Here is a 23473-nt window from a genome sequence, read left to right as displayed (position 1 = left end):
ATGACTTACTCAGTTGTCATTGTTGAAGACGAAGTAGAAGTAGCCCAATTATTGGCGCAATACTTATTACTTCCTCATGGCGTTGCTGGCCAACAAGGGGCACGGCAAACTCTACGTCAGGGGCAATATCAGGTTGTTGGTATTGCAGGCAATCTTGCCACTGCGAAAGCGCTATTATCGGCGATTAATGCCGATTTAATTTTGCTCGATATTCATTTACCCGATGGCAATGGTCTTGATTTACTTAATGAATTACGCCGCGAAGAAATGAAAAGCGAAGTAATGCTATTAACCGCAGCAAAAGAAGTAGAAACACTGGAAAAAGCCATGCAACTTGGTGCCTGTGACTTCTTAGTAAAACCATTAATGCTAAATCGTTTAGATCAAGCGCTGGCGCGATTCGAAGCAAGGCAACAATGTTTGTCAGATGCCGATGAAGTAACCCAATCTATGGTCGATACTTTATTTGGATCGCAAGAACAGTTAAAAGCCCCGGTCAGGTTGCCAAAAGGGGTGGATCAGCTTACTTTGCAAAAGATCTTAAAAGCTTTTAAAGCGAATATTGGCACGGCTTTTACTGCTCAGCAAATGGGTGATTTAGTCGGCGTAAGCCGCTCAACAGCCCGTCGTTACCTTGAATACTTGCTTGAAGCTGAGCAAGTCAGTGCTGATCAGAGCTACGGAAGTATCGGGCGACCCGAGCGTTGTTATAAAATGACAAGTAGCTAATCACATCATTTAAATGCCAAATCAGCGCTAAATTAGCGATTTTAGTAGCATAAACTCACTGTTCGGCACGTTAAAAAGTGCCGCTTATCCTGAGCATAGAAAAATTTTATAAAATTGATTGCATTTTAAGCGACTTCGATGGTGATGTTCGCTTTAAGTAATGCTATACTCCCGCCGAATAATTTTTCGACTTTATTAAGAGTAAAATAATGGCAGATTTATCGAAGTACAGAAATATAGGTATTTTCGCCCACGTTGACGCGGGTAAAACTACTACCACCGAGCGTATCCTTAAGCTTACGGGTAAAATTCACAAAAGTGGTGAAACGCATGACGGTGAGTCTACTACTGACTTCATGGAACAAGAAGCTGAGCGCGGTATTACAATCCAATCAGCAGCTGTAACTTGTGAATGGAAAGGCCACCGCTTAAACGTTATCGATACTCCGGGGCACGTTGACTTCACAGTAGAAGTATACCGTTCACTTAAAGTACTAGACGGTGGTATTGGTGTATTCTGTGGTTCTGGTGGTGTTGAGCCGCAGTCAGAAACTAACTGGCGTTATGCGAACGAATCAGAAGTTGCACGTGTAATCTTCGTAAACAAACTAGACCGTATGGGTGCTGACTTCTACCGTGTAGTTGATCAAGTTAAAAAAGTACTAGGCGCAACTCCATTAGTGATGACTTTACCAATCGGTATCGAAGACCAATTCACTGGTGTAGTAGACGTACTTGAGAAAAAAGCATACGTTTGGGATGAGACAGGTCTTCCTGAAAACTACGAAGTACAAGACGTTCCAGCTGACATGGTAGACAAAGTTGACGAATACCATGAGATGCTTGTTGAGTCTGCTGTTGAGCAAGACGAAGACTTAATGATGGCTTATATGGAAGGTGAAGAGCCTTCTTTAGAAGACATCAAACGTTGTATCCGTAAAGGTACTCGTGACCTTGCGTTCTTCCCAACATACTGTGGTTCTGCATTCAAAAACAAAGGTATGCAACTAGTACTAGATGCGGTTGTAGATTACCTACCTTCGCCTACAGAAGTTGACCCACAACCTCTAACTGATCCTGAAACAGGTGAGCCTACTGGTGAAGTAGCAACTGTTTCTGCAGATGAGCCACTTAAAGCGTTAGCGTTCAAAATCATGGACGACCGTTTCGGTGCACTTACGTTCATCCGTATCTATTCTGGTCGCATGAAGAAAGGTGACACAATCCTTAACTCAGCAACTGGTAAAACAGAGCGTATCGGCCGTATGGTTGAGATGCAAGCTGACGAGCGTACTGAGCTTACTGAAGCACAAGCGGGTGACATCATCGCTGTTATTGGTATGAAGAACGTTCAAACTGGTCACACTCTTTGTGATCCTAAGCACGAATGTACACTTGAAGCGATGATCTTCCCTGATCCAGTAATCTCAATCGCTGTTGCTCCTAAAGACAAAGGCGGTAACGAGAAGATGGGTATCGCGATCGGTAAGATGGTTGCAGAAGATCCTTCATTCCAAGTTGAAACTGACGAAGATTCAGGCGAAACCATCCTTAAAGGTATGGGTGAGCTTCACTTAGATATCAAAGTAGATATCCTTAAGCGTACTTACGGCGTAGACCTAATTGTTGGTCAACCTCAGGTTGCTTACCGTGAAACTATCACGAAAGAAATCGAAGATAGCTACACGCATAAGAAACAATCTGGTGGTTCTGGTCAATTCGGTAAGATCGATTACCGCATCAAGCCAGGCGAGCAAAACTCAGGCTTCACGTTCTCTTCATCAGTTGTTGGTGGTAACGTACCTAAAGAATTCTGGCCTGCAGTTGAGAAAGGCTTCGCATCAATGATGCAAGAAGGTGTTCTAGCTGGCTTCCCAGTATTAGACGTTGAAGTTGAACTTTTCGACGGTGCTTTCCACGCAGTTGACTCATCAGCAATCGCGTTCGAAATCGCTGCTAAAGGCGCTTTCCGTCAGTCTATCCCTAAAGCGGGTGCACAACTTCTTGAGCCAATCATGAAAGTTGACGTATTCACTCCGGAAGACAACGTAGGTGATGTAATCGGTGACCTTAACCGTCGTCGTGGTATGATCAAAGACCAAGAAGCTGGCGCAATGGGCGTTCGCATCAAGGGTGATGTACCACTTTCTGAAATGTTCGGTTACATCGGCCACTTACGTACTATCACTTCTGGTCGTGGTCAGTTCTCTATGGAGTTCTCACACTACGCACCATGTCCTGCAAACGTTGCTGAAACAGTAATCGCTGCAGAAAAAGAGAAAAAAGCTGCTAAGTAATTAGCCTTTTAACTTCTTTTAAAAAACCCGCACTTGTTGCGGGTTTTTTATTGCCTAAAAATCGTAAATGTATTGTCGTAATCTTTTCGATTGCAAAATAATCACTTCTTATCTTTATAGATTAACCCATCATTCAGTCTTAAATGATTAATGTATCGGTACAAGTATCGAAATTTTAAAGTGCTTTTAACTAATGATTAGTCATTAATATTGCTGAGTATTGATTTGTACGATTTTAATACAAATTTCATTTTTCATAAATATATAACATTATTAGCAAGTTGCAAGCTAGTCTCTTTGTGCTAGTAAAAAAGTGCTTTCCTGTACCTTGTGTACCCTTTTTGCTCCATGTAAAATGGTGCCCGAATGATTTTTTTAATTATTTTGTATTAAACGTCTGCTCATTAAACTTTACAACTATAGAAATATACTCATGAAAACGATTAAGTTAAGTCCTAATTGGACTCTACAGGGAAGCAAGATAGTGCTAGCTATTCTTGTTGCATTAAGCGTTACTTTACTAGGTGCATCAATTTGGATGCTATTGTTACCTGTTCTGCTATTTATTACTCTATTAAACTTTTTAGAGCTGCGCTTCTTACATTGCTACAAGGCGGGTGTTTGTTACTCGCGAGGATTTGGAAAACGTTACATCAACGCTGAAGATATTGTCTCTGTTGAATTTAACCAAGTAGCATTCATCACAGTATTTAAAATTATTTTAGCGAATAGTAAAACACACCAGTTTATGAACTGGCAGATTGATGAGCAGCAACAGAGTGACATTGCTAAGCTCTATAAGTCAAAAGCAGGTTGTGCCATAAAGCCTAATCTGCAATGTAAAGCTTAATACTAGCAAGTCTCAATATTGCTAAATAAAGTGAACTGAAATAAAAAAGGCCGCGAAATGCGGCCTTATTCATATGCTGTGTCGTTTATTTTTTCATTCGACGACGAAGTGCAAATGGTAAAGCAAGTAAGCTTAACCAAGCAAATGAACCAGAATCATCGTCTTTTGGCTCTTCTTCTGTTTCTTCTTCAACTTCTTCAGCTACATCTTCTGCTTCATCATCAGCTTCATCGTTTGTGATGTTGATGTATAGCAGTTGTGCTTCTGATAGGTTACCAGCGCTATCTTCTGCACGGATCATCAGCGTAAGCTTGTCTTCTTCTTCGAAGTCTAGCTCTTTAGCCACTGTGATTTCACCTGCAGCACTGATTGCAATCGCATCAGCATGCTCACCTTCAATGCTAAAGCTTACTACTGGGGTGTAATCAGCATCACCATCAGAGAAAAGCAGTTGGCCAATCACAGCGCCAATTTCACTATTTTCTACGATTTCGAATGATTGACTCGCTTCGATTACTGGTGCCTGCTCTGCAGGAATAGGCTCTGCAGATTGAATATCAACAATCACTGGGTCGTGATCAGATGCGCGGTATGCATTGTCAGCGTATAGGCTAGCTTGTTGTGTCGATGACTTATACTCAAGGTTGTAGTCTAGGCTAATTGGTTCATCGGCATTGATATGCCAATCCGTAGCAGCGACAACTTTAGCAAGCATAGATTCAGAGACTAGTGCGTGGTCAAGGCTACCAATGCGGCCAGAGAAGCTATAAGAGTAACCTAATGTGTCGCCGTCTAGTTCAGCAACCGCACTCTTCAGACCTTTATCTGCGAATGCACGGATAGGATCTTCCATCGCATAAGAGTTCATATCACCGACTAGGATGATATCTTCATCTTCAACTTCAGTTGGGTAAGTTGCTAACCAATCAGCATATGCATTTGCACCCGCAACACGGATTTCATTCCAACATGCTTGACCATCGCCTAAGTCAGCATTATTACCTTCAGCGCTACCACAGCCGCCTTTAGATTTTAGGTGGGCAACGGCAACAGTGAAGATTTCTTCGCTTTCAAGAGATTGGAAGCTTTGTGCAATTGGCGGGCGATTACTGTAATCGAAAGGTTCTACTGTAGTATGAGCAGCCTTACCAACTTCAGATACTTTATTTGAGCGATAAATCAGTGCTGTTGTGATTGCATCAGTACCAATTTGGTCAACACCGAAATCAACAAATGCGTAGGTATTTTCTGCATCTTCATCATTAAGTGCAGATACTAGACTAGCAATAGCGCTATTTTCACCGAAACCGTCATTTTCGATTTCCATTAAGCCAATAACATCAGCGTTAATAGCTGTAATTGCACTAACTAATTTAGCTTCTTGGCGAATCAGCTCTTCTTCGCTATCTGCACCACGGCTAGTAGGGAAGCCTGCGCCTTGGCCATCACCATTGAAATAGTTTAATACGTTGAAGCTTGCTACACGTAGGTCTGCACCTTCGTTAAGCTCTGGTGCATCTGTACGAGGGTTAGTGGCAGTGAACTCAGGCTGTACTGTAGGGTGAATACGGTAACGGTCGAAGCTGTAACCCATTACACCAGTAATTGTATTAACAGTATCGCCTAAACGTAACGTGTTATAGGCATCAAGGCCGGTACCTGGGTAGGCAATAGGATCAAGGTTTTGCTTTGTTGAACCATCGTCGATTAAGATTTGTTTTTTCAGGTTTTCAGCTTCAACAGCATTTGCTGCATCACCTGGTAGTGCAACTTGAGTACCTTGGTATAAACGCTCAGTACCTAAGTCAACTTCACCATAGCGACCAAGACCGTAGTTGTTATTAACGACTAAAGGTTGATCTATGGTCACTAACATACCTTCGTAAGCTTCAAGGTCTGCCACGTCAGTAACTGGTAAAGAAATAGCGGTTGCGTCAGTAGATAAACCTGTCGCACAGATCTCAACCTGGCTAACATCACCTAGTTGTGTTGCGCTGTAGTATTCAGCCACGCTACCTTTAACACGCACATGGTCACCAACAGCAACGTCGGTATCTGCGAAATAAACGAATACACCTTCAGAAGTAAGTGGGTTTTCATCAATATCAGCAGCAAGTGAGCTAATGAAGAAACCTTTTAGTTGGTCATCACCTTGGAAGTCAGCTGTAACAACACCTTCAACTTCTACTTCAGTGTCTATAAGCGGGCTGTCGCCGCCTTCACCTTGAATTGCGCTGATTAAGGTTTTTTCTGCACCACACTCAAGAGGAGTAACTGGCTCTGGTTCAGGTGTTGGCTCAGTGCTCTCACCATATTGACCTATATTGCTGAAATCGTCTTGGTCGAATTGCTCCCACTCATCGCTTGGGTTAAACGCTGAGGTTGCATCAGTACGGCCTGAAGTGATTGTAGCTTTACGGCGAAGTGTTTTATTTTGTGTTGATACGCCGCCTTCATCCCATGCTGAGCCTGGATCTACGCCCAGTTGACCAAAGCTATCAACAATTGCACCGTCTTTAGTTAGCACTAATGCGTCATCACCGTTGAAATAAGTGATTGTTGATTCAGTGTCCGCGTTGGCTTTTAACTCATCTGCAGAGCCTGCATTAACAATAACGTAAGTTGCGTTTGCTGCAAGAGTACCGGTTAAAGCTAAGCTGTAATTAGGGTCTGCTAGATCGCCGTTACCATTTGAGTATAAAGAGATGGTGTAACCGTCAAGCGATAGCTCAGCACCAGAAGTGTTGTAAAGCTCTACCGCTTTATTGTTAGAGCTTCCTTCAACGTATTCAGAGATGATTAGATTGGCAGAAGCAGGTGCGCTCAGGCTTGCAATAACAAGCGCGAGCGGCGTTAATTTTGTGTTTATCATTATTTTTCCCGTGTATGTATTATAAAAGTCCCAAAATGGGACACAGTACTTTAGGAAAAATCTATGACAAATTAAATACAAAATGTTAATAAAATAGGAATAATTACCAGTTTTTAGAACATTTACTTTAGATTAGTTGTTTTTTAACCAAATAGCTGCTTGTTTTGCAAAATAAGTCAGGATGCCATCGGCGCCAGCACGTTTAAATGCTAGTAATGATTCCATGATTATTGCTTCTTCTGCAAGCCAGCCGTTATCAATGGCTGCTTTATGCATGGCATATTCACCACTTACTTGATAAGCAAAAGTGGGTATACCAAACTCATCTTTTACGCGGCGTACTACATCTAAATAAGGCATACCTGGTTTTACCATCACCATGTCTGCACCTTCTTGCAGATCGAGGGCTACTTCACGAATTGCTTCATCAGAGTTCGCAGGGTCCATTTGATAGGTCTTTTTGTCGGCACCTTTTAAGTTGCCTGCAGAACCTACCGCATCACGGAATGGGCCATAATAGCTAGAGGCGTATTTAGCAGAGTAAGCCATGATACGAGTGTGGATATGGCCTTCGGCTTCGAGTGCTTCACGAATTGCACCAATACGTCCATCCATCATGTCTGATGGTGCAACTACATCCGCACCCGCTTCGGCATGCGATAGCGCTTGTTTAACTAAAATTTCAGTTGTTACATCGTTAATCACATAACCGTCTTCATCGATAATGCCGTCTTGGCCATGAACGGTGAATGGGTCAAGTGCAACATCTGTGATCACACCTAATGTAGGAAAAGCTTCTTTAAGTGCGCGGACAGTGCGTTGTGCTAATGCATCTGGGTTATAGGCTTCTTCAGCAAGTAGAGATTTTTTGTCGCTCGGTGTTACCGGGAAAATTGCCACAGCAGGGACACCTAATTCAACAAGCTCTTTTGCTTCTTCAAGTAGTAAATCGATAGAAAGACGCTCAATGCCAGGCATAGACTCAATAGCTTCGCGGCGATTTTTACCTTCTAACACAAATACAGGAAAAATAAGATCATTAACAGTTAGTTGGTTTTCAGCCATTAGGCGACGAGAGAAGTCATCACGACGCATGCGGCGCATACGTGTATAAGGGAAAAGGTCGAGTCCTGATTGGGCCATGCTTTGTATACTCCTAGTCTGGTAGAGGATAACTCACTACGCGATTTCGACCTGTTTGCTTGGCATGATATAAGGCTTTGTCGGCATAGTCAGTGAATAAACTTGGGTTATTAATGTCTTCAGCAATTGCGCTGTAAACACCTGCACTCAAAGTAAATTTAATCGTTGTTCCGGCAACTATTATATCAGTATTTTGGGCTGCTTTGCGTATTTGTTCGGCAATTTCTAATGCACCTGCTAGTGGCGTATTAGGCAACAGCACGACAAATTCTTCGCCGCCGTAGCGCGCCACTTCATCGAGAGGTCGTTTCAGGTGCTGTTTAATGACATCGGCAGCTGATTGAATGGTTTGATCACCGGTTAAATGACCGTAGGTGTCATTAATTGCTTTGAAATGGTCAATATCTAACATGATGATGGCTAAAGGTGTTTGTTCACGTCGCGAGCGACGAATATCCATTAGTAGCTTTTTATCGAAGTAACGGCGGTTCTTGGTTTTTGTCAGCGCGTCTTCCATATTGAGTTGTTCAAGCTCTCGGTTTTTCTCTTCAAGCTCGCGTAATGTCACTTGTAACTCAAAAGTTCGCTCTTCGATATTCGCTTCAAGGTCTTGGCGAGCTTGTTCTTGCAGTTCAAGGCGCTCGCGCATTAAAGTATCTTTAGCTTTGCTCTCAGCTAAGGCATTTTGTTGTGCTGCAACTTCAGCATCGCGCTGCATCAAAAACAGTTTTATAACTGCATAGCTTAAACTTAAGCTACAAACCAAAAAGCAAATAAAGGTAAGTGAAAGCACCCCGATATTTAAATTAAACGGGTTAAATACCCCAAGTGCGCTGTAAATAATGGCGCAGAAGAAAGCGAATAGGGCGATTAGAAAAGCGCTACAAGGCTGTTTATACTCACCGTTAAACTGCTTTAGAGCAATGCCTGCAAAGATGATAAGCACCACAGGTAAACTTAATAAGCAAAGTGTAATTGCAATATGAATTGGTAAGAACCACATTATTAGGGTGACAAGCACTACGACCCACGCTAACCAATACTGAAAACGATTTAAGCGAGATTTGGCAAAGCCGAATATATAGCCTTGCAAGGGCACAAATAACGCACCACAGATAAAAAATAGAGTCGGAATAGTCAATTGTTGAAACGATGAACCGCTCGGTTGTAAGTAACGATAACCATAGCCATAAAGGTAGGCTAGCGACAACCAAAGTAAGGTAAGTAATAACCCTGTGTAGGCGAAATAGCGGCGTCTAGAAAAGCCATAAAGTACTAAATTAGTGAGTGCCAGCGATAAAATAAAACCGACTAATAAGCCGTACAATAAATTGAACTTACTTTTATGTTTTAGATATTCAGAGGGGCTCCAAAGGCTTAGGGGCACTCTTAAACCACCATTGTTTTTAACTTTGAGGAAGATTTCGGAATGGCTGGCTTTTGGAATAGTTAATGAGGCTAGCAGCGATTCATTTTTAATTTGCCGACTAGCTAAAGGAACGGCATCACCTATTTTGGTGTTAAATAACACATGCCCACCTTGCAGATGAAAGACGCTCACTTCATCGAGTAAAGGGTTATCTATCGATAATATCAGGGGGACATCATTTAATGAGGTGTTTTTTATCGATAGCTTGAGCCACAGAGGCTTTAAAGTCATGCCTAGATTTAAGGTTTCACCTCGGTTTTTAAGCCATTTTACATTAGCATTGTTAAAAGCTTGTTGTTGAGTAATAGGATCAAGGGTGTACTCAACATTTAGCGTATGTTGAGACTTAAATTGTGAGCTAACAATAAGTGGGTTAGCCAATAAATAAGGAGTAAATAAAAAAACGAAGAGTACGCCACAAAGTGACCATAGGCGCTTCATCTTAACCCTTTATGGAAAATAATTGCTGAAAGTTTAGTGTAGTTTGTTTTGCTACTTCAGTAAATTCGCAGCCTTTTAAATCAGCAATTTGCTGACACACATAAGGAAGGTTCTGAGGTTCATTGCGACGAGATTTCGGTCTTGGTCTAATATTTCTTGGCATTAAAAAAGGCGCATCAGTCTCGATTAACAAGCGATTTAAAGGGATGGATGGCACTAAGGCTTGTAATTGCTCACCGCGGCGCTCATCGCAGACCCAGCCCGTAACACCGATATAAAGCCCCATTGCTAGGTAACTTTTGAGCGCTTTTTCATCCCCCGTAAAACAGTGCAATACGCCTCGTACTTTGAAGTCACTTAAAATTGCGAGCATATCTTCACTAGCATCTCGCTCATGCAAATACACTGGCATATTCAGCTGCTCAGCTAGCTGCAGTTGGCGTCTAAAAACGCTGCGCTGAACGTCCCGAGGAGAAAAGTCACGATTGTAATCGAGGCCACATTCACCAATAGCAACTACTTCATGGTTTTGGCTAAGCACTGTTAAGTGTTTTTCAAGGTGGTCATCTGCGGTTTTTGCATCATGAGGGTGAACCCCCGCAGTGCAAAATTGCTTAAATTGTTTGGCGAGGTTAAGAGAGGCTTGGCTACTTTGTAGATCGCAGCCGATAAGAAGCAGCTGCGTTACATTTGCCTCAGCGGCACGTTGTAACACAGCTTCATGAATATCATCAAATTGATGATTGCTTAAGTTGACGCCAGCATCAACCAGCGAAATGCTCATTAGTTAGTGCGCTTTACACGGATCGAACGGTTTTGACCTTCAATTTTTAAAAGGAAAGAATTGAAAACGCCACGTTCAATAACGACAACATCTTGTTCTTTTAGACGCAAGCTATCAGAACCAACTTGACGCCACTGCTGACCATTTTCAAGTTCGATGATGAGTTCACCGTAAGGGGCTTTTTTCACGCTTTTTACAATAGCGCTAATTTGGTCATCGTTTAATTTTGTAGCTTCTTGGTGCTCTAGACCAAAGTTCTCATTTTTTGTTCTTACGATTTGTTCATTTGTTGCTCCTGCTGCGGCAACAGGTGCTGAGGAAGCAGCTGTAGCTGAGCTTGCAACAGGTTGTTCTATTTGTTTTTTTGTCGCAGGCTTTGATAGTGATTTACCTGCCATCACGTTGTCGTAACAAAGTAAGCGGTTAAAATCATTTTCAACAAAAGTACACGCTTGTAGTGCTTGTAAGTTAACTTCGTTTGCTTGTGCAGTGCCAGTAATCGTTAACAGTGTAACGAATGGAATGAGTTGTTTTTTCATTTATTCCTCTGATTCCTGTTGAGGTTTGGCGGTATAAAATGCAGCCAAAATTAAACCTAATTCAAATAATAACAGCATGGGTAATGCTAGTAATGTTTGTGACAGTACATCAGGAGGTGTTAAGAGCATGGCAACCACAAATACACCAACCACGATATAAGGTCGTTTTTCTTTTAAACTTTTTGTTGTTGTTGCGCCACTCCAGCATAACAGCATGATGGCAACTGGTATTTCAAAGGCAATACCAAAAGCAAAAAATAGCTTTAAAGCAAAACTTAAGTAGCTACTAATATCAGGCGCTAATGTCATCATATCAGGGCCGGTGTTAGTGAAAAACCCTAAAATAATGGGTAGCACCACAAAGTAGCAAAATGCGATACCACTATAAAATAGCAAAATGCTAGAGGCCAAAATTGGCATTAGCATACGCTTTTCATGTTGATACAAGCCAGGTGCTATAAAGCTCCAAACTTGGTGCAGTATCATAGGAATAGCAGCAAATAACGCCACAAATAAGGTGAGTTTAAACGGTGCAAAAAAAGGTGCCGTTACATCCGTTGCGATCATGGTGGCAGTGCTAGGCAAGTTTGCAATAAGTGGTGCTGCAACAAAGCTATATATATCGTTGGCAAAGTACACCAAGGCGATAAATATTAGCAAAATGCTTAACAAAGCTTTCATGAGTCGATTTCGTAACTCAATTAAGTGGCCAACAAAGCCTGTGTGAGCTTGCTCGGTCATAGTTTACTATTCATCATCATTGTTATTGACCACAAAAGCAGAGATTAAATTCACTTTTTTTCGTCATTATTGTTACTTTCTGCTTTTTCAGGCGTGTCTTTTTTGTAACTGTGGGTGACTGACTGAGCAGCCTTTTGAAGTTCGTTTACAGAGTCTTGCAGATCTGGAGATAGTTCTTGCAAGTTTTGTTGCTCTGCTTTTTTTAAGTTTTCGTGAAGCTCATGGATACGGAGTTCTTCGTTCACTTCTGCTTTCACTGAGTTGGCGACTGACTTTAAGGTTTTTACCCAGCGGCTAACCGTGCGAATTGCCACAGGCAAGCGCTCTGGACCTAATACAATTAGACCCACGATCAGTACGACAACAAGTTCCCACATCCCCATGTTGATTAAGCCTTATGGTCGTCTTTGCTTTTCTCTACGGTTTCTTTGTTTTGCGTGTTAGAAGCTTGTTCTATTTGCTCGCTTTTAGCGCTAGCTTGGTCATCATCAGACACGGCTTTTTTAAAGCCTTTTACTGCGCTACCTAAATCACCGCCGATGCCACGAAGTTTTTTTGTGCCAAATAACAAAACGATGATTGCTAAAATAATGATTAATTGCCAAATACTGATACCACCAAAACCCATGGGTTACTCCGTTTTTTATCAAATTTTTTGAATAGACTTGTCTCGATTATACTCACCAAAACATAAATAGCACTTAGTTTATGCGCTACGCCATGCTGCGATAAAGCCTGCTACAGCAAAGCCTGCGGTAATTGCACTGGCGACTAAGTCATGCTGTAAATAACATAAGCCTGAAACAATCAAACAGCTACCCGCAAAGATGCTAAGTAACAAAGGTTTAGCTGATTGCGGCGCTGGCAATTTTACAGGTTGTTGCTGACGTTTTAAGTTTTGATAAATTAAATCAGGTAATTCAGGCATTTTTTCTGCCCAAAATGGCAAGTTCGCATACATTTTTTTCATTACTGCAAGCGGACCAACTTGTTCTTTGACCCAATCTTCTAGAAAAGGTTTAGCGGTTTTCCATAAATCAAGCTGCGGATACAGTTGTCTGCCAAGGCCTTCAACATACAACAGCGTCTTTTGCAGTAACACTAATTGCGGTTGAACTTGCATATTAAAGCGACGAGCCGTATTAAACAGGTTTACTAACACATGGCCAAACGAGATTTCGGCAAGCGGTTTATTGAAAATGGGTTCGCAAACCGTACGAATCGCAAACTCAAACTCTTCAATACTGGTATCGGCTGGCACCCAGCCAGAATCTACGTGTAGCTGTGCTACTTGGCGGTAATCACGGTTGAAGAAGGCAATAAAGTTCTCTGCTAAATAGCGTTTATCTTCACGGTTAAGGGTGCCGACAATGCCGCAATCAATGCCGATGTATTTTGGATTATGAGGGTTTTCACGAGACACGAAGATATTACCCGGGTGCATATCAGCGTGGAAGAAACTATCGCGGAATACTTGCGTGAAAAACACTTCGACACCGCGCTCAGCTAGCAGCTGCATATTGGTATTTTGTGCCAGCAATGCTTCGGTATCAGATACTGGAATACCGTAAATTCGCTCCATTACTAATACGTTACTGCGGCTGTAGTCGCTGTAAACAAAAGGAATGTAGAGCGAATCTGAGTCTTCAAAGTTACGGCGTAGCTGAATTGCATTCGCCCCTTCGCGCATTAAGTCGAGCTCATCGAGCAAGGTTTTTTTGTACTCGTTTACTACCTCAATAGGGCGTAAACGTTTCGCTTCTTTTAATAACTTAGCCACTAAGCGTGCGACTTTTTGCATTAGCATTAAGTCGGCATCAATTTGCTCTTTAATGTTAGGGCGAATGACCTTAATCACTGCATCTTGTGGTGCGCCATGCTCATCAATTAAGGTTGCCGTGTGGACTTGTGCAATCGAGGCTGATGCTAAAGGTGTTTGCGAAAAATCACTAAACAATTCACTAATATCATTAATACCCAGCGCCTTTTCAATAAGCTGCTGGGCAAGTTCACCTTCAAAAGGTTCAACCTGATCTTGTAGTAGTGCAAGCTCTAAAGCGACATCATGAGGGAGTAAATCACGGCGTGTTGAAAGCATTTGGCCAAACTTGATCCATACAGGGCCAAGCTCTTGCAGAGCAAGTCGTAAGCGCATACCTGCAGGTTTATCTTTATGTTGGTTACGTAACCAAAATAAGCTGCCACGGGCGAGTTTGGCAAACCAAGGCACTCGTTTACGTGGAATTAATTCGTCTAAGCCATAGCTCAGGAGTGTTTTAGTGATGTAATAAAGGCGAGCAGACGACACACAAGTTCCTTAGCGCATTAGCGAGACTGTAACAGCGCGTTAATTCGCATCTCTAACTGAGATACTTGGCTTTTTAATTGGCGATTTTGCTGTTTAAATTCAGCAAGTTCTAATGGGTGAATGGTCACTGATAGCTCATCTTGGCAAAGTGTTGTTAGGGTATTTTCTAACTTACTTTTTGTTTGTGAACCACGACGTTTTAGGGCTTGGAAAGAAAGCCATAACTGCTGGGCTGGCGCATCGCCAATGTACCGAGAAAAATGTTCTGGCCAATCAATATCAAGCTCAGCAAAGGCATTACTGAAACCTTGCGCAAGATTTAAATCGCCTTGTAGGTCAAGCTTATCTTGGCGAATGAGTTGCGTCAGCATTGATGGATCTTTAAGGGCCAACAAGGTGTTAATATCGGCGCTGATCATGCAGTCAAAACTGCGCTCTTGCGTGCTGTATAAGTGAATTTGCTCGTCGCTGTAAACGCACAAAATGGATTGTTGCCAATCACGAACTTCAATCAGCAGCTGTTTATCAGCAATTGCTGCAAGCTTGCCCTTTAACTGGGTGTCTAGCGGCAGCAATTGATTAATGATTCGTTCGACGAGTGATAACAGAGCGTTTGCTAACATCGCGTTACCTACTTACTTTACAGAATTTCTAGTATTTAAAACCACGGTGAAGGGCAACAATACCGCCAGTTAGATTTTGATAGCTCGTTTGTTCAAAACCGGCATCATCCATCATCCCTTTCAATGTTTCTTGGTCTGGATGCATACGGATTGATTCAGCAAGGTATTGGTAAGACTCGCTGTCATTTGCCACTAACTGACCCATCTTAGGTAAGATATTGAATGAATAGAAGTCGTAGGCTTTGCTTAGCGCTTCGTGTTCTGGTTTCGAGAACTCAAGTACAAGTAAGCGGCCACCTGGTTTAAGAATACGATACATTGAACGCAGAGCTTTATCTTTATCGGTCACGTTACGAAGACCAAAGGCAATCGTAATTAAATCAAAGCTGTTGTCAGGAAATGGCAATGCTTCGGCATTCATTTGTACATATTCAATATTGCCAACACGACCAAGATTACGCAGTTTCTCGCGGCCAACTTTCAGCATTGAAGAGTTGATATCGCCTAAGATAACTTGACCTGTTTCACCAACTAACTGACTAAATTTAGCGGTCAAATCACCTGTACCGCCAGCAAGGTCTAATACATAGTGACCTTTACGAACACCAGAACTTGCAATAGTTTGGCGTTTCCATAAACGATGAATACCGAACGACATAAGATCATTCATTACGTCATACTTTGCAGCGACTGAGTGGAATACATCTGCAACCATTGATGCTTTGTCGTTTTCAGCAACGGTTTTATAGCCAAAATGCGTGGTCTTTTCTTGATTCTCGTTCATGATTAATCTCTATCGTGGCAATAAAGACTAGTGTACTTGATTGTAGCTGTGGGGTGCAATTTGATTATAACTAAATCATCAGATTAGCATGGCTTTTCATGACTTAGCGCAGTTTTGAACTTTATTGGCCGGCAATAAAACTACTTTGTCCAAGTGACTTGGCTTTAGCGGCTGCTAAAGAGGCTTTACGAGCTAAACTGTTAAAGTCACCATCGCCTTCATGTTTAGCGATACCTAGGGCCAAGGTGATAGCAGGAAGTTTGGTGCCATTTTTTGAGCTGACAAAGCGCAGTTTTTCTACGCCATTTCGTACTTTTTCGGCAATTAAGTTTGCAGTTTCAGGCTCTATATCAGCAAGTAAGATGGTAAATTCATCTTTACTTGTGCGCCCAGGTAAACCGCTTTCTTGTACGTATTTTTGCACTTGCTTGGCGACTTTACTTAAAATGACTTCACCAATTACATCGCCATAGTTTTCAATAAAATGGTTTAAGTTCTCAATGTGAATGGAGATAGCACAAACCGCTTTATTTTGACCGACCCAGAGTTGGGTTTGTTGATTCAAATAGTGGCGCTTATATAAGCCAGTTTGTTGGTCGGTAATGTGTTGTTTGCGTAATTGAGTGAGTTGTTTTTGAGTTTTTTCTTGCAGCGATTTGGCTTTTGCTATTTCTTGCTTAAATTGACGATGCTGGCTGAGCAGTACTTCTGATTGTTTACTGAGCATTTTTAATGCGTGACGCGTTTGCTCAATATTGTTTTCATCGATTGAATGCACACAGTCACTAACTTGATCAGCAAAGCGGACAATATTTTGTTCGTTATTGCTAGCATTACGCGAAAGAGTGTTAATTACTGAGTCAACGTTGCGAACAATGGCGGTTTTCATTTTATGGCCTTGCTCAATAAAATCGAAATAAAGCTGTTCTACATAGACACAATCGATGGTTTTTCTTTGTGCGATGGCACGGTCAATAGCGGCGTTAAGTTTTGGGTTAGACTGACTGACGTAGGTGTAAACAACTTGGTAGTTAAGTGGTGACGGCGGTAATGCATGATGTTCTAAAAAGATACATACCTTTGTCATTTTTTCTTGAGCAATAGCCATGGGATCATGGAACATCATTTTTCAATACCACTAAATACGCATATCAACCAATTAATCATCTCTTCCGTAAAGTTTATTTGCTTCCAAGCATAAATACCGAGTCTACAGTAATCAGTAATCAGTAATCAGTCTATTTAAAAGCAAAATCGCTAATTTTGGAACTTAAATTTGTTTCGTTTGTGTCTATTAGCTGATTTTCTCAACAACTTTAACAAGTGTAATTAAAAATTGCTTAAACCTTGCTCATTCTTATTTACACAACGCTGTTAATTTGAGCGTATTTAACCTGAGCTTGGTCGCATTTGCTTGGGTTTTAGCCAGTGCTGCGCTACTTTAGCGATACTGATTAAAACTAAAAAGAATGCTATGAAACAAACACTGTCGCGAACTTTAAACCGTTCTGTTATTGCGGTTGCTTTAGCTTGTACTTTAAGCGCTTGCCAAGTAACAAATATTGATGCTGATCAGCAATTTACTCAAGTAGCCGAAAATATTGTTAATTACCGCCAAAGCATCAGCCCTTATGGTAAAGAAAATGGCGTTGATGGTTATTTATTAGAAAATCTATCGGCTGAATTTTTAGAACAAAAATACAAGAAGAATACTGAGCTACTTGCCGAGCTAGACGCTATCGACCGTGATAAGTTATCGGAAGAAAATCGCATTAACCTGACTATTTTGCGTGGCCAAGTGCAAAATAGTGTCGATGAATATGTGTTTAATGCGCACTATATGCCGCTGACATCTGAGTATGGCTTCCATTCTAGCCTATCATTTATGATATCAAGTTCAGATTACACAAAACCACAAGATTACCAGCTATATCTTGCTAAATTACAGCAAATTCCCCGCTATTTTTCGCAAAATATCGGCTGGATGCGTAAAGGTCTTGAAGTAGGTTTAACCCAACCAAAGGCTGTTTTAGAAGGCTATCAAGACTCAATCACGGCTTATATTGTTGATGATGCGACACAGTCTGAATTTTACAAACCATTTTTAAATAACACGGCAGGTTTAAGTGATAGCGAGTTTGCAGCGATACAAAAGCAAGCGCAAACCATTATCAAAGAACAAGTTATTCCGGCATATCAAGGTTACTTAACTTTCTTTAACAATGAGTATCAACCGGGTGCACGTACAGATATTGGTATTTCAAGTACGCCGAATGGCAAAGCGTTTTACGAAAATCGCGCTAAGTACTACACCACCACAGATATGACGCCAAAAGAAATCCATGAACTGGGTTTACAAGAAGTTGCGCGTATTCGTGCAGAAATGGAAAAAATTATCGAGAAAGTAGGCTTTGAAGGCTCGTTTGCTGATTTTGTGCACTTTTTACGTACTGATCCGCAATTTTACGCAAAAACACCAAAAGATTTGCTAAAAGAAGCGTCTTACATCGCCAAGAAAATGGATGCGCAGTTACCTAAGTTATTCCACACCTTGCCAAGAATGCCGTATGGTGTTGCGCCAGTGCCAGAGAGTATTGCCCCTAAATATACAACCGGCCGTTACTCAGGTTCTCGCCGTGATGACCAAGCAGGTTATTACTGGGTTAATACCTATGCGCTAGATAAGCGCCCGTTGTATGTTCTTGAAGCATTAACTTTGCACGAAGCTGTACCAGGGCATCATTTACAAATTTCACTTAATGCAGAACTTGAGTCATTACCAAGTTATCGCCGTAATGCATATTTGTCGGCATTTGGTGAAGGTTGGGGCTTATATTCGGAGTTTTTAGGTATCGAGGCGGGCTTTTATCAAGACCCATACAGTGATTTTGGTCGTTTAACCTATGAAATGTGGCGAGCCGCGCGTTTAGTGGTTGATACAGGTATGCATATGTATGGCTGGAGCCGCGAACGGGCAATGAAATTCATGAGCGAAAACACCGCGCTTTCATTACATAACGTGAAGACCGAAACTGACCGTTATATTTCATGGCCTGCACAAGCGTTGTCATACAAAATTGGTGAGCTAACAATTAAACGTTTACGCCACGAAGCTGAGCAAGCACTTGGTCAAGATTTCGATATTCGCGAATTCCACCATCAAATATTACGTCATGGCTCAGTGCCAATGTCAGTGCTTGAAGAGCAAATTCAACTTTATATTAAAGCTGAATTAGCCAAACGAGCAGCATAGCGGCATAAAAGAAACGAAAAGGCGTGACTTACATCACGCCTTTTTTGTTTATTGCACGTAATATAAACACCTTATATGCTTTGAAGGATGTCATTTCACAAAGGGGCCTTGGATGAGTGATTTTATAATTTTTAGTATCGATGTTTTTGCCAGCTTGTTTATTTTTGCACTCGGCATAGGTTTGCTGGTGATTGTGTGCTTTTACATTAGTGATGTGACGCAATCTAAGCAGGCGATTCGCCGTAATTACCCGGTGATCGGCCGCTTTCGTTATTTTTTTGAACGCCAAGGTGAATTCTTCAGACAATACTTTTTTGCCATGGATAGGGAAGAGCTACCATTTAATCGTGCTGAGCGAAGCTGGGTTTACCGCGCTGCAAAAAATGTTGACCGTACTACGGCCTTTGGTTCAACCCAAAGTCTTGAAGCAACGGGAACGGTGATGTTTATGAACTGTGCGTTCCCAACTTTAGATGAAGATGCACTCGATCCGAGCGAAGTTACGTTAGGGCCTTATTGCCAAGCTCCTTATACAACAAACTCGTTATTTAATATTTCTGGCATGAGCTTTGGTGCCTTATCTAAGCCCGCTGTTCGCGCACTATCGCGAGGTGCAAAGTTAGCGGGTTGTTGGATGAATACCGGTGAAGGAGGGCTCAGCCCTTACCATCTTGAAGGTGGCGCTGATATTGTGTTTCAGATTGGCACGGCAAAATATGGTGTACGAGATGAGCACGGTAAATTAAGCACCGAAAAACTCAAAGCGATTGCTGAGCACGAACAAGTTAAAATGTTCGAAATTAAAATGAGTCAAGGTGCTAAACCCGGTAAAGGAGGTATGTTACCAGGGCGCAAAGTGACTGCTGAAATTGCAAAAATTCGGGGTATTCCTGAAGGGCATGACTCTATTAGTCCAAATGGTCATCCAGAGATTAAATGCCCAGCAGATTTACTCGATATGATTGAAACGGTACGCAGTACCACAGGTAAACCAACCGGTTTTAAAGCGGTGATTGGTGAATACACTTGGCTCGAAACCTTGTTCAGTGAAATCAATAACCGAGGCATTGAATCTGCTCCTGACTTTATCACTATAGATAGTGCCGACGGTGGAACGGGCGCTGCCCCTCAACCCTTGATGGATTCAGTTGGTTTACCGCTACGAGAGAGCCTGCCTTTGGTTGTTGATCTGCTAAAAAAACATGGTCTCAGAGAACGAGTGAAAGTGATTGCGTCGGGTAAGCTAATCGTACCGTCAAAAGTGGCTTGGGCACTTGCATTGGGTGCTGATTTTATTGTGTCGGCGCGTGGTCATATGTTTTCGCTTGGTTGTATTCAGGCTCTACAATGTAATAAAGATACCTGCCCGACCGGTATTACGACTCATAATGAACGCTTACAGCGAGGCCTCGATGTGACCGATAAGGCACAACGTGTCGCCAATTATAATAAGTTTATTCATTATGGTGCAGGGCTGATTGCTCACTCATGTGGTGTATCAAGTGCCCGCGAGTTAGCTCGCCAGCATGTGCGAGTGGTACAAGAAAATGGTTTATCAGAGCCGCTCGATAAAATGTATGAGCACTACAATAAATAATCTAGTTGAATAATTAAAAGGCGCGTTAAGCGCCTTTTTACTTTTTGCTAGTTAATTTAATAAACTGATTAACAACGAAAAGAACTCGTCTTTATTGTTACAGCTTGTGGCATTAAGCATCAGTTGCTCGCCAAGTACGAGTGTTTGCTGTTGTACTGCTAAACGAGCTTGTGCATCTTCAATACCGTCTATATCTGCAACATGGGCTAAACCAATAGTACGGCGAATAAGTTCAGCGCCACAGTAGCCAATCGCATCACGCAATACGTGTTGTAAGTAATCTTCGCTAAAGGTGCGGTTTGCAAAGCTAATATCAGTTGCTTCGCTGCTTGCTAGGTTTAACCAATGTTGCTCAAATTGGCTATAACAGTCTTGTAAGCAGGTTAATAAATGAGTTTGATACTGACGGCGCTTTGCTTGCTCTGTAATACGGGCGTTTTGGGCACAGTAATTTAGAAGCAAGTTACCCATAAATGAGCCGATATCAAAGCCAACAGGGCCAAAAAAGCCGAACTCTGGGTCGATCATTTTAGTGGTTTTGCTATCAACAAAAATGCTGCCACTATGCATATCGCCATGCAATAAAGTTTGTGGGCAAGATAAAAATTTAGCTTTTAATTTCGCTGCGGCCAGTTTTAAAGCATCATTATTACGAATACTTTCGACGTGCTCATTAAGCTCAGTTGGGAAATTATTGCGCTCATGCTCAATGTACGGATCAGTAAAGAATAAGTCTTCTGTGATCTTACATAAATCAGGATTAATAAATTGACTGACTTTGGCTTTTTTATCTTCAGCAGATAAGTAAAAGTCTGAGTTATAAAAGCCTGTTCGGCTTAAGTAGAGCGCAACATGGCTGGCCAATAATGGAAATTGCTCTGCGTTGATTTGTGCGCCACGTAAAATTTGTAACTCACCTAAATCTTCTAACACCGTTAATGCCAGCTCTACATTGTGATGCAATATCGCCACGGTATGCTCTGGGCATAACTTACCATGATTAATCAATACTTCAGCTTCGATTCTGGCGCGGTCTAACGATAATGGCCATGACTCACCTACGCAGCGGGCATAAGGCAGTGCTTGCTTTAGAATTACACTGTTGTTGTGCTGATCAGCAACCCGAAAAACTAAGTTTAAGTTTCCGTCTCCAAACTCGTATGCAGTCAGTGCTGCATCAGCAGGGAAGACTGAAATTAGTTCACTTTTAACAAGTTCTTTAATGTAATCAACAGCATGAACTGCATTAAAGGCAGTGTATTTAGCCATGGCTCTATCTCGTAATACAATTAACTTTGAGCATTCTATACCTGTAACCGTTTAGATGTCCATACATCTAGCTTGTTAGTTGTCAAAACTGATGTAAAATAACTATTCACATAAATTAGTTATTCATTAGTTATTCGGATTCAGTATGCAAGATCTCATCGCCAGCAGTATTAAATATCAGCAAGGTACGCTAACCGTGCTTGATCAGTATTTGTTGCCACATCAACAGCATTGGCATGTATGTAACGATGTTGAAACGATGAAAGATTTGATTTTGACTTTGAAAATCCGGGGAGCGCCTTTAATCGGCTTAGGTGCGAGCTTATTGGTTGCACACCTAGCTGAGCAAGGCATAAGTCAATCAGCACTTGCGGTTGCTATAGGTGAGCTTGAAGCAACACGCCCAACAGCGGTAAACCTTATGCACTGCATGGCCAAGTTACGCGTAGCGCTTGCAGAGACTGACTTTGTAACTGCTGTTGTCGCGACTGCTGAGCAGTTATTTAAAGAAGATATTGCCCTTTGCGATAGCATGGCAGAACGTGGTGCTGCTTTGGTTGATAAAGGCGATAACATTTTAACCCACTGTAATACCGGTGCTTTAGCGACTGCGGGTGTCGGCACTGCATTAGGGGTTATTTATAAAGCTCAGCAACGCCATGGTGACATTCATGTTTGGGTTGATGAAACAAGGCCGTTACTGCAAGGCGGCCGCTTAACGGCTTTTGAGCTTGAGCGCTGGCAAATTCCTTATACCTTGATTTGCGATAACATGGCGGCGATTTTAATGGCTGCGGGCAAAGTAGATAAAATATTTGTAGGGGCAGACCGTATTGCTGCAAACGGTGATTTCGCCAATAAAGTCGGCACTTATAATCTCGCTGTGTTAGCGCATTTCCATAACATTCCATTTTATGTCGTTGCGCCACTTACGACACTTGATACACAAACGTTGTGTGGTGCAGATATCGAAATTGAGCAACGCAGTCCTAATGAAGTGCGCGGTGTTAGTGGTAGTTTTGGTGAAGCGATGTGGGCACCGACTAACGCGAAGGTTTATAACCCGGCATTTGATGTGACACCGGCGAGCCTAGTCACAGGCTGGGTGCTCGATAGCGGCGTTTATAACCAGTCCGATATCGAGCAAGGTATTCTAAAACAGTTAAAGTCGTAAATTACTCTGCGCTTTTTTTAGTGTAGAGCTCAATGCTATTTTGATTGTTGGCAGTTAAGAAGGTCACTGCCAGCTTGTCGTTTTTAGCATCAAGGCGCGATATATAGTGAGAAGGCTTCATTTGAAGTACTGACTCAACGCCCTGCATTGTGGCTAAATTAATGCTGAAAACTTCAGTATCAGTGGCGATATACAAACTATGTAGGTTACTTGCCATCGACACAATAGAAGGCTTTAACTCAGTTAGTTTGTCTGGTGTAGTCAGCTCACTATAGGTGTTGTTATCGCTGTCTAAAAGCAGGTATTTATCGTATTTAGAATGCACAATCAGCTGTGTATCGTCATACCATGCAATAGCTAGGGGTGTATCTATAGTGCTTTTAATCACTTCATCGCTGTGGCGATGTAACTCATTGTTTTTGAATTAAGGTCAAAGACTGCGGCATCTTTATCGTGAAGGTCAGTACTGATCAACACACTTTCTTTGCTTAAAGGGTAAGCATAATTTGCTCGTTTTACTGGCGCTGTTATAGCGGGTTGTCGACTCATACTATCAAAAGAGAATGATTCAATAGTTGAGGTGCCGCGGCTATACCAAATTAGTGAGTTGGTCTGCTCATCATATGTGGCTACCTATGCA

General features: G+C 41.9%; 21 protein-coding genes. 6 read left to right on the top strand and 15 right to left on the bottom strand.

Annotation, left to right across the window (positions count from 1 at the left end):
• The 3 genes from ABMY41_RS02230 to ABMY41_RS02220 all read left to right on the top strand — a co-directional run bounded on the left by ABMY41_RS02230 (window position 1) and on the right by ABMY41_RS02220 (window position 3876).
• Entirely contained in the window at window positions 1-729 is a 729-nt protein-coding gene (locus ABMY41_RS02230; RefSeq protein ID WP_054552333.1) for a response regulator, read from the top strand.
• Window positions 730-938: 209 nt separating this feature from the next.
• Window positions 939-3026, top strand: coding sequence for an elongation factor G (fusA, locus tag ABMY41_RS02225; RefSeq protein ID WP_349274045.1), 2088 nt, complete (start codon window positions 939-941; stop codon window positions 3024-3026).
• A 433-nt stretch (window positions 3027-3459) separates the two neighbouring features.
• Complete coding sequence (locus ABMY41_RS02220; RefSeq protein ID WP_349274044.1) at window positions 3460-3876, top strand: hypothetical protein; 417 nt, start codon at window positions 3460-3462, stop codon at window positions 3874-3876.
• An 85-nt stretch (window positions 3877-3961) separates the two neighbouring features.
• Here the strand turns inward: ABMY41_RS02220 and ABMY41_RS02215 are convergent, their stop codons facing one another.
• From ABMY41_RS02215 to ABMY41_RS02160, 12 genes are all read right to left on the bottom strand, one after another.
• Window positions 3962-6748 carry an ExeM/NucH family extracellular endonuclease gene (locus ABMY41_RS02215; protein ID WP_349274043.1) on the bottom strand — a complete coding sequence of 929 codons (2787 nt, stop codon included), beginning with the start codon at window positions 6746-6748 and terminating at the stop codon, window positions 3962-3964.
• A gap of 132 nt (window positions 6749-6880) precedes the next feature.
• On the bottom strand, window positions 6881-7891 hold the full coding sequence (hemB, locus tag ABMY41_RS02210) for a porphobilinogen synthase (protein WP_287243011.1): 1011 nt from the start codon (window positions 7889-7891) through the stop codon (window positions 6881-6883).
• A 13-nt stretch (window positions 7892-7904) separates the two neighbouring features.
• Window positions 7905-9761, bottom strand: coding sequence for a diguanylate cyclase (locus ABMY41_RS02205; protein ID WP_349274040.1), 1857 nt, complete (start codon window positions 9759-9761; stop codon window positions 7905-7907).
• 1 nt (window position 9762) lies between these two features.
• Complete coding sequence (locus ABMY41_RS02200) at window positions 9763-10545, bottom strand: TatD family hydrolase (protein WP_349274039.1); 783 nt, start codon at window positions 10543-10545, stop codon at window positions 9763-9765.
• Complete coding sequence (locus ABMY41_RS02195) at window positions 10545-11084, bottom strand: hypothetical protein (protein WP_287242720.1); 540 nt, start codon at window positions 11082-11084, stop codon at window positions 10545-10547. The genes ABMY41_RS02200 and ABMY41_RS02195 overlap by 1 nt, the downstream gene beginning before the upstream one ends.
• Window positions 11085-11825, bottom strand: coding sequence for a twin-arginine translocase subunit TatC (gene tatC / locus ABMY41_RS02190; protein WP_287242723.1), 741 nt, complete (start codon window positions 11823-11825; stop codon window positions 11085-11087).
• Window positions 11826-11875: 50 nt separating this feature from the next.
• On the bottom strand, window positions 11876-12208 hold the full coding sequence (tatB, locus tag ABMY41_RS02185) for a Sec-independent protein translocase protein TatB (RefSeq protein WP_054562925.1): 333 nt from the start codon (window positions 12206-12208) through the stop codon (window positions 11876-11878).
• 5 nt (window positions 12209-12213) lie between these two features.
• Window positions 12214-12453 (bottom strand): Sec-independent protein translocase subunit TatA, encoded by a 240-nt coding sequence (gene tatA / locus ABMY41_RS02180; RefSeq protein WP_054562924.1) that lies wholly within the window; start codon window positions 12451-12453, stop codon window positions 12214-12216.
• A 78-nt stretch (window positions 12454-12531) separates the two neighbouring features.
• Complete coding sequence (gene ubiB / locus ABMY41_RS02175; protein WP_349274037.1) at window positions 12532-14133, bottom strand: ubiquinone biosynthesis regulatory protein kinase UbiB; 1602 nt, start codon at window positions 14131-14133, stop codon at window positions 12532-12534.
• Between the two features lie 17 nt (window positions 14134-14150).
• The gene (locus tag ABMY41_RS02170; protein WP_349274036.1) at window positions 14151-14756 is read right to left on the bottom strand and encodes an SCP2 sterol-binding domain-containing protein; all 606 of its coding nucleotides are present in this window, start codon (window positions 14754-14756) and stop codon (window positions 14151-14153) included.
• A 28-nt stretch (window positions 14757-14784) separates the two neighbouring features.
• Window positions 14785-15540, bottom strand: coding sequence for a bifunctional demethylmenaquinone methyltransferase/2-methoxy-6-polyprenyl-1,4-benzoquinol methylase UbiE (gene ubiE, locus ABMY41_RS02165; RefSeq protein ID WP_349274035.1), 756 nt, complete (start codon window positions 15538-15540; stop codon window positions 14785-14787).
• 121 nt (window positions 15541-15661) lie between these two features.
• Complete coding sequence (locus ABMY41_RS02160) at window positions 15662-16648, bottom strand: GGDEF domain-containing protein (protein ID WP_269407842.1); 987 nt, start codon at window positions 16646-16648, stop codon at window positions 15662-15664.
• Between the two features lie 366 nt (window positions 16649-17014).
• On the opposite strand from ABMY41_RS02160, the gene ABMY41_RS02155 reads away from it, so the two are divergent.
• Together ABMY41_RS02155 and ABMY41_RS02150 are read left to right on the top strand one after the other, a co-directional pair.
• Complete coding sequence (locus ABMY41_RS02155) at window positions 17015-18793, top strand: DUF885 domain-containing protein (protein ID WP_349274034.1); 1779 nt, start codon at window positions 17015-17017, stop codon at window positions 18791-18793.
• Window positions 18794-18905: 112 nt separating this feature from the next.
• A complete protein-coding gene (locus ABMY41_RS02150) occupies window positions 18906-20390 on the top strand; it encodes an FMN-binding glutamate synthase family protein (RefSeq protein ID WP_055020563.1) in 1485 nt (494 codons plus the stop codon).
• Window positions 20391-20441: 51 nt separating this feature from the next.
• On the opposite strand, the gene mtnK is transcribed toward ABMY41_RS02150, so the two are convergent.
• Window positions 20442-21659: an S-methyl-5-thioribose kinase gene (mtnK, locus tag ABMY41_RS02145; RefSeq protein WP_175082604.1), complete on the bottom strand. Its 1218-nt coding sequence runs from the start codon at window positions 21657-21659 to the stop codon at window positions 20442-20444.
• Window positions 21660-21804: 145 nt separating this feature from the next.
• On the opposite strand from mtnK, the gene mtnA reads away from it, so the two are divergent.
• Complete coding sequence (gene mtnA, locus ABMY41_RS02140) at window positions 21805-22833, top strand: S-methyl-5-thioribose-1-phosphate isomerase (RefSeq protein ID WP_349274033.1); 1029 nt, start codon at window positions 21805-21807, stop codon at window positions 22831-22833.
• A 1-nt stretch (window position 22834) separates the two neighbouring features.
• Here mtnA and ABMY41_RS02135 read toward each other — a convergent pair whose 3' ends face one another.
• Both ABMY41_RS02135 and ABMY41_RS02130 read right to left on the bottom strand, forming a co-directional pair.
• Window positions 22835-23221 carry a hypothetical protein gene (locus tag ABMY41_RS02135; RefSeq protein ID WP_289096890.1) on the bottom strand — a complete coding sequence of 129 codons (387 nt, stop codon included), beginning with the start codon at window positions 23219-23221 and terminating at the stop codon, window positions 22835-22837.
• Window positions 23218-23382 (bottom strand): hypothetical protein, encoded by a 165-nt coding sequence (locus ABMY41_RS02130; protein WP_349274032.1) that lies wholly within the window; start codon window positions 23380-23382, stop codon window positions 23218-23220. Before ABMY41_RS02130 ends, ABMY41_RS02135 begins: the two co-directional genes overlap by 4 nt.
• Between the last annotated feature and the right edge of the window lie 91 nt (window positions 23383-23473).

This window comes from Pseudoalteromonas sp. BZA4 (assembly GCF_040104395.1).
In the GTDB taxonomy this organism is placed as follows: domain Bacteria; phylum Pseudomonadota; class Gammaproteobacteria; order Enterobacterales; family Alteromonadaceae; genus Pseudoalteromonas.
The sequence above is the reverse complement of the archived record's forward strand: the minus strand, read 5'-3'. Positions and strand labels throughout refer to the sequence as shown.

Excerpts from the sequence above, each read along its gene's own strand:
- ABMY41_RS02230 (WP_054552333.1), top strand. The coding sequence starts at position 1 with ATGACTTACTCAGTTGTCATTGTTGAAGACGAAGTAGAAGTAGCCCAA.
- fusA (WP_349274045.1), top strand. The coding sequence starts at position 939 with ATGGCAGATTTATCGAAGTACAGAAATATAGGTATTTTCGCCCACGTT.
- ABMY41_RS02220 (WP_349274044.1), top strand. The coding sequence starts at position 3,460 with ATGAAAACGATTAAGTTAAGTCCTAATTGGACTCTACAGGGAAGCAAG.
- ABMY41_RS02215 (WP_349274043.1), bottom strand. The coding sequence starts at position 6,748 with ATGATAAACACAAAATTAACGCCGCTCGCGCTTGTTATTGCAAGCCTG.
- hemB (WP_287243011.1), bottom strand. The coding sequence starts at position 7,891 with ATGGCCCAATCAGGACTCGACCTTTTCCCTTATACACGTATGCGCCGC.
- ABMY41_RS02205 (WP_349274040.1), bottom strand. The coding sequence starts at position 9,761 with ATGAAGCGCCTATGGTCACTTTGTGGCGTACTCTTCGTTTTTTTATTT.
- ABMY41_RS02200 (WP_349274039.1), bottom strand. The coding sequence starts at position 10,545 with ATGAGCATTTCGCTGGTTGATGCTGGCGTCAACTTAAGCAATCATCAA.
- ABMY41_RS02195 (WP_287242720.1), bottom strand. The coding sequence starts at position 11,084 with ATGAAAAAACAACTCATTCCATTCGTTACACTGTTAACGATTACTGGC.
- tatC (WP_287242723.1), bottom strand. The coding sequence starts at position 11,825 with ATGACCGAGCAAGCTCACACAGGCTTTGTTGGCCACTTAATTGAGTTA.
- tatB (WP_054562925.1), bottom strand. The coding sequence starts at position 12,208 with ATGGGGATGTGGGAACTTGTTGTCGTACTGATCGTGGGTCTAATTGTA.
- tatA (WP_054562924.1), bottom strand. The coding sequence starts at position 12,453 with ATGGGTTTTGGTGGTATCAGTATTTGGCAATTAATCATTATTTTAGCA.
- ABMY41_RS02170 (WP_349274036.1), bottom strand. The coding sequence starts at position 14,756 with ATGTTAGCAAACGCTCTGTTATCACTCGTCGAACGAATCATTAATCAA.
- ubiE (WP_349274035.1), bottom strand. The coding sequence starts at position 15,540 with ATGAACGAGAATCAAGAAAAGACCACGCATTTTGGCTATAAAACCGTT.
- ABMY41_RS02160 (WP_269407842.1), bottom strand. The coding sequence starts at position 16,648 with ATGGCTATTGCTCAAGAAAAAATGACAAAGGTATGTATCTTTTTAGAA.
- ABMY41_RS02155 (WP_349274034.1), top strand. The coding sequence starts at position 17,015 with ATGAAACAAACACTGTCGCGAACTTTAAACCGTTCTGTTATTGCGGTT.
- ABMY41_RS02150 (WP_055020563.1), top strand. The coding sequence starts at position 18,906 with ATGAGTGATTTTATAATTTTTAGTATCGATGTTTTTGCCAGCTTGTTT.
- mtnK (WP_175082604.1), bottom strand. The coding sequence starts at position 21,659 with ATGGCTAAATACACTGCCTTTAATGCAGTTCATGCTGTTGATTACATT.
- mtnA (WP_349274033.1), top strand. The coding sequence starts at position 21,805 with ATGCAAGATCTCATCGCCAGCAGTATTAAATATCAGCAAGGTACGCTA.
- ABMY41_RS02130 (WP_349274032.1), bottom strand. The coding sequence starts at position 23,382 with ATGAGTCGACAACCCGCTATAACAGCGCCAGTAAAACGAGCAAATTAT.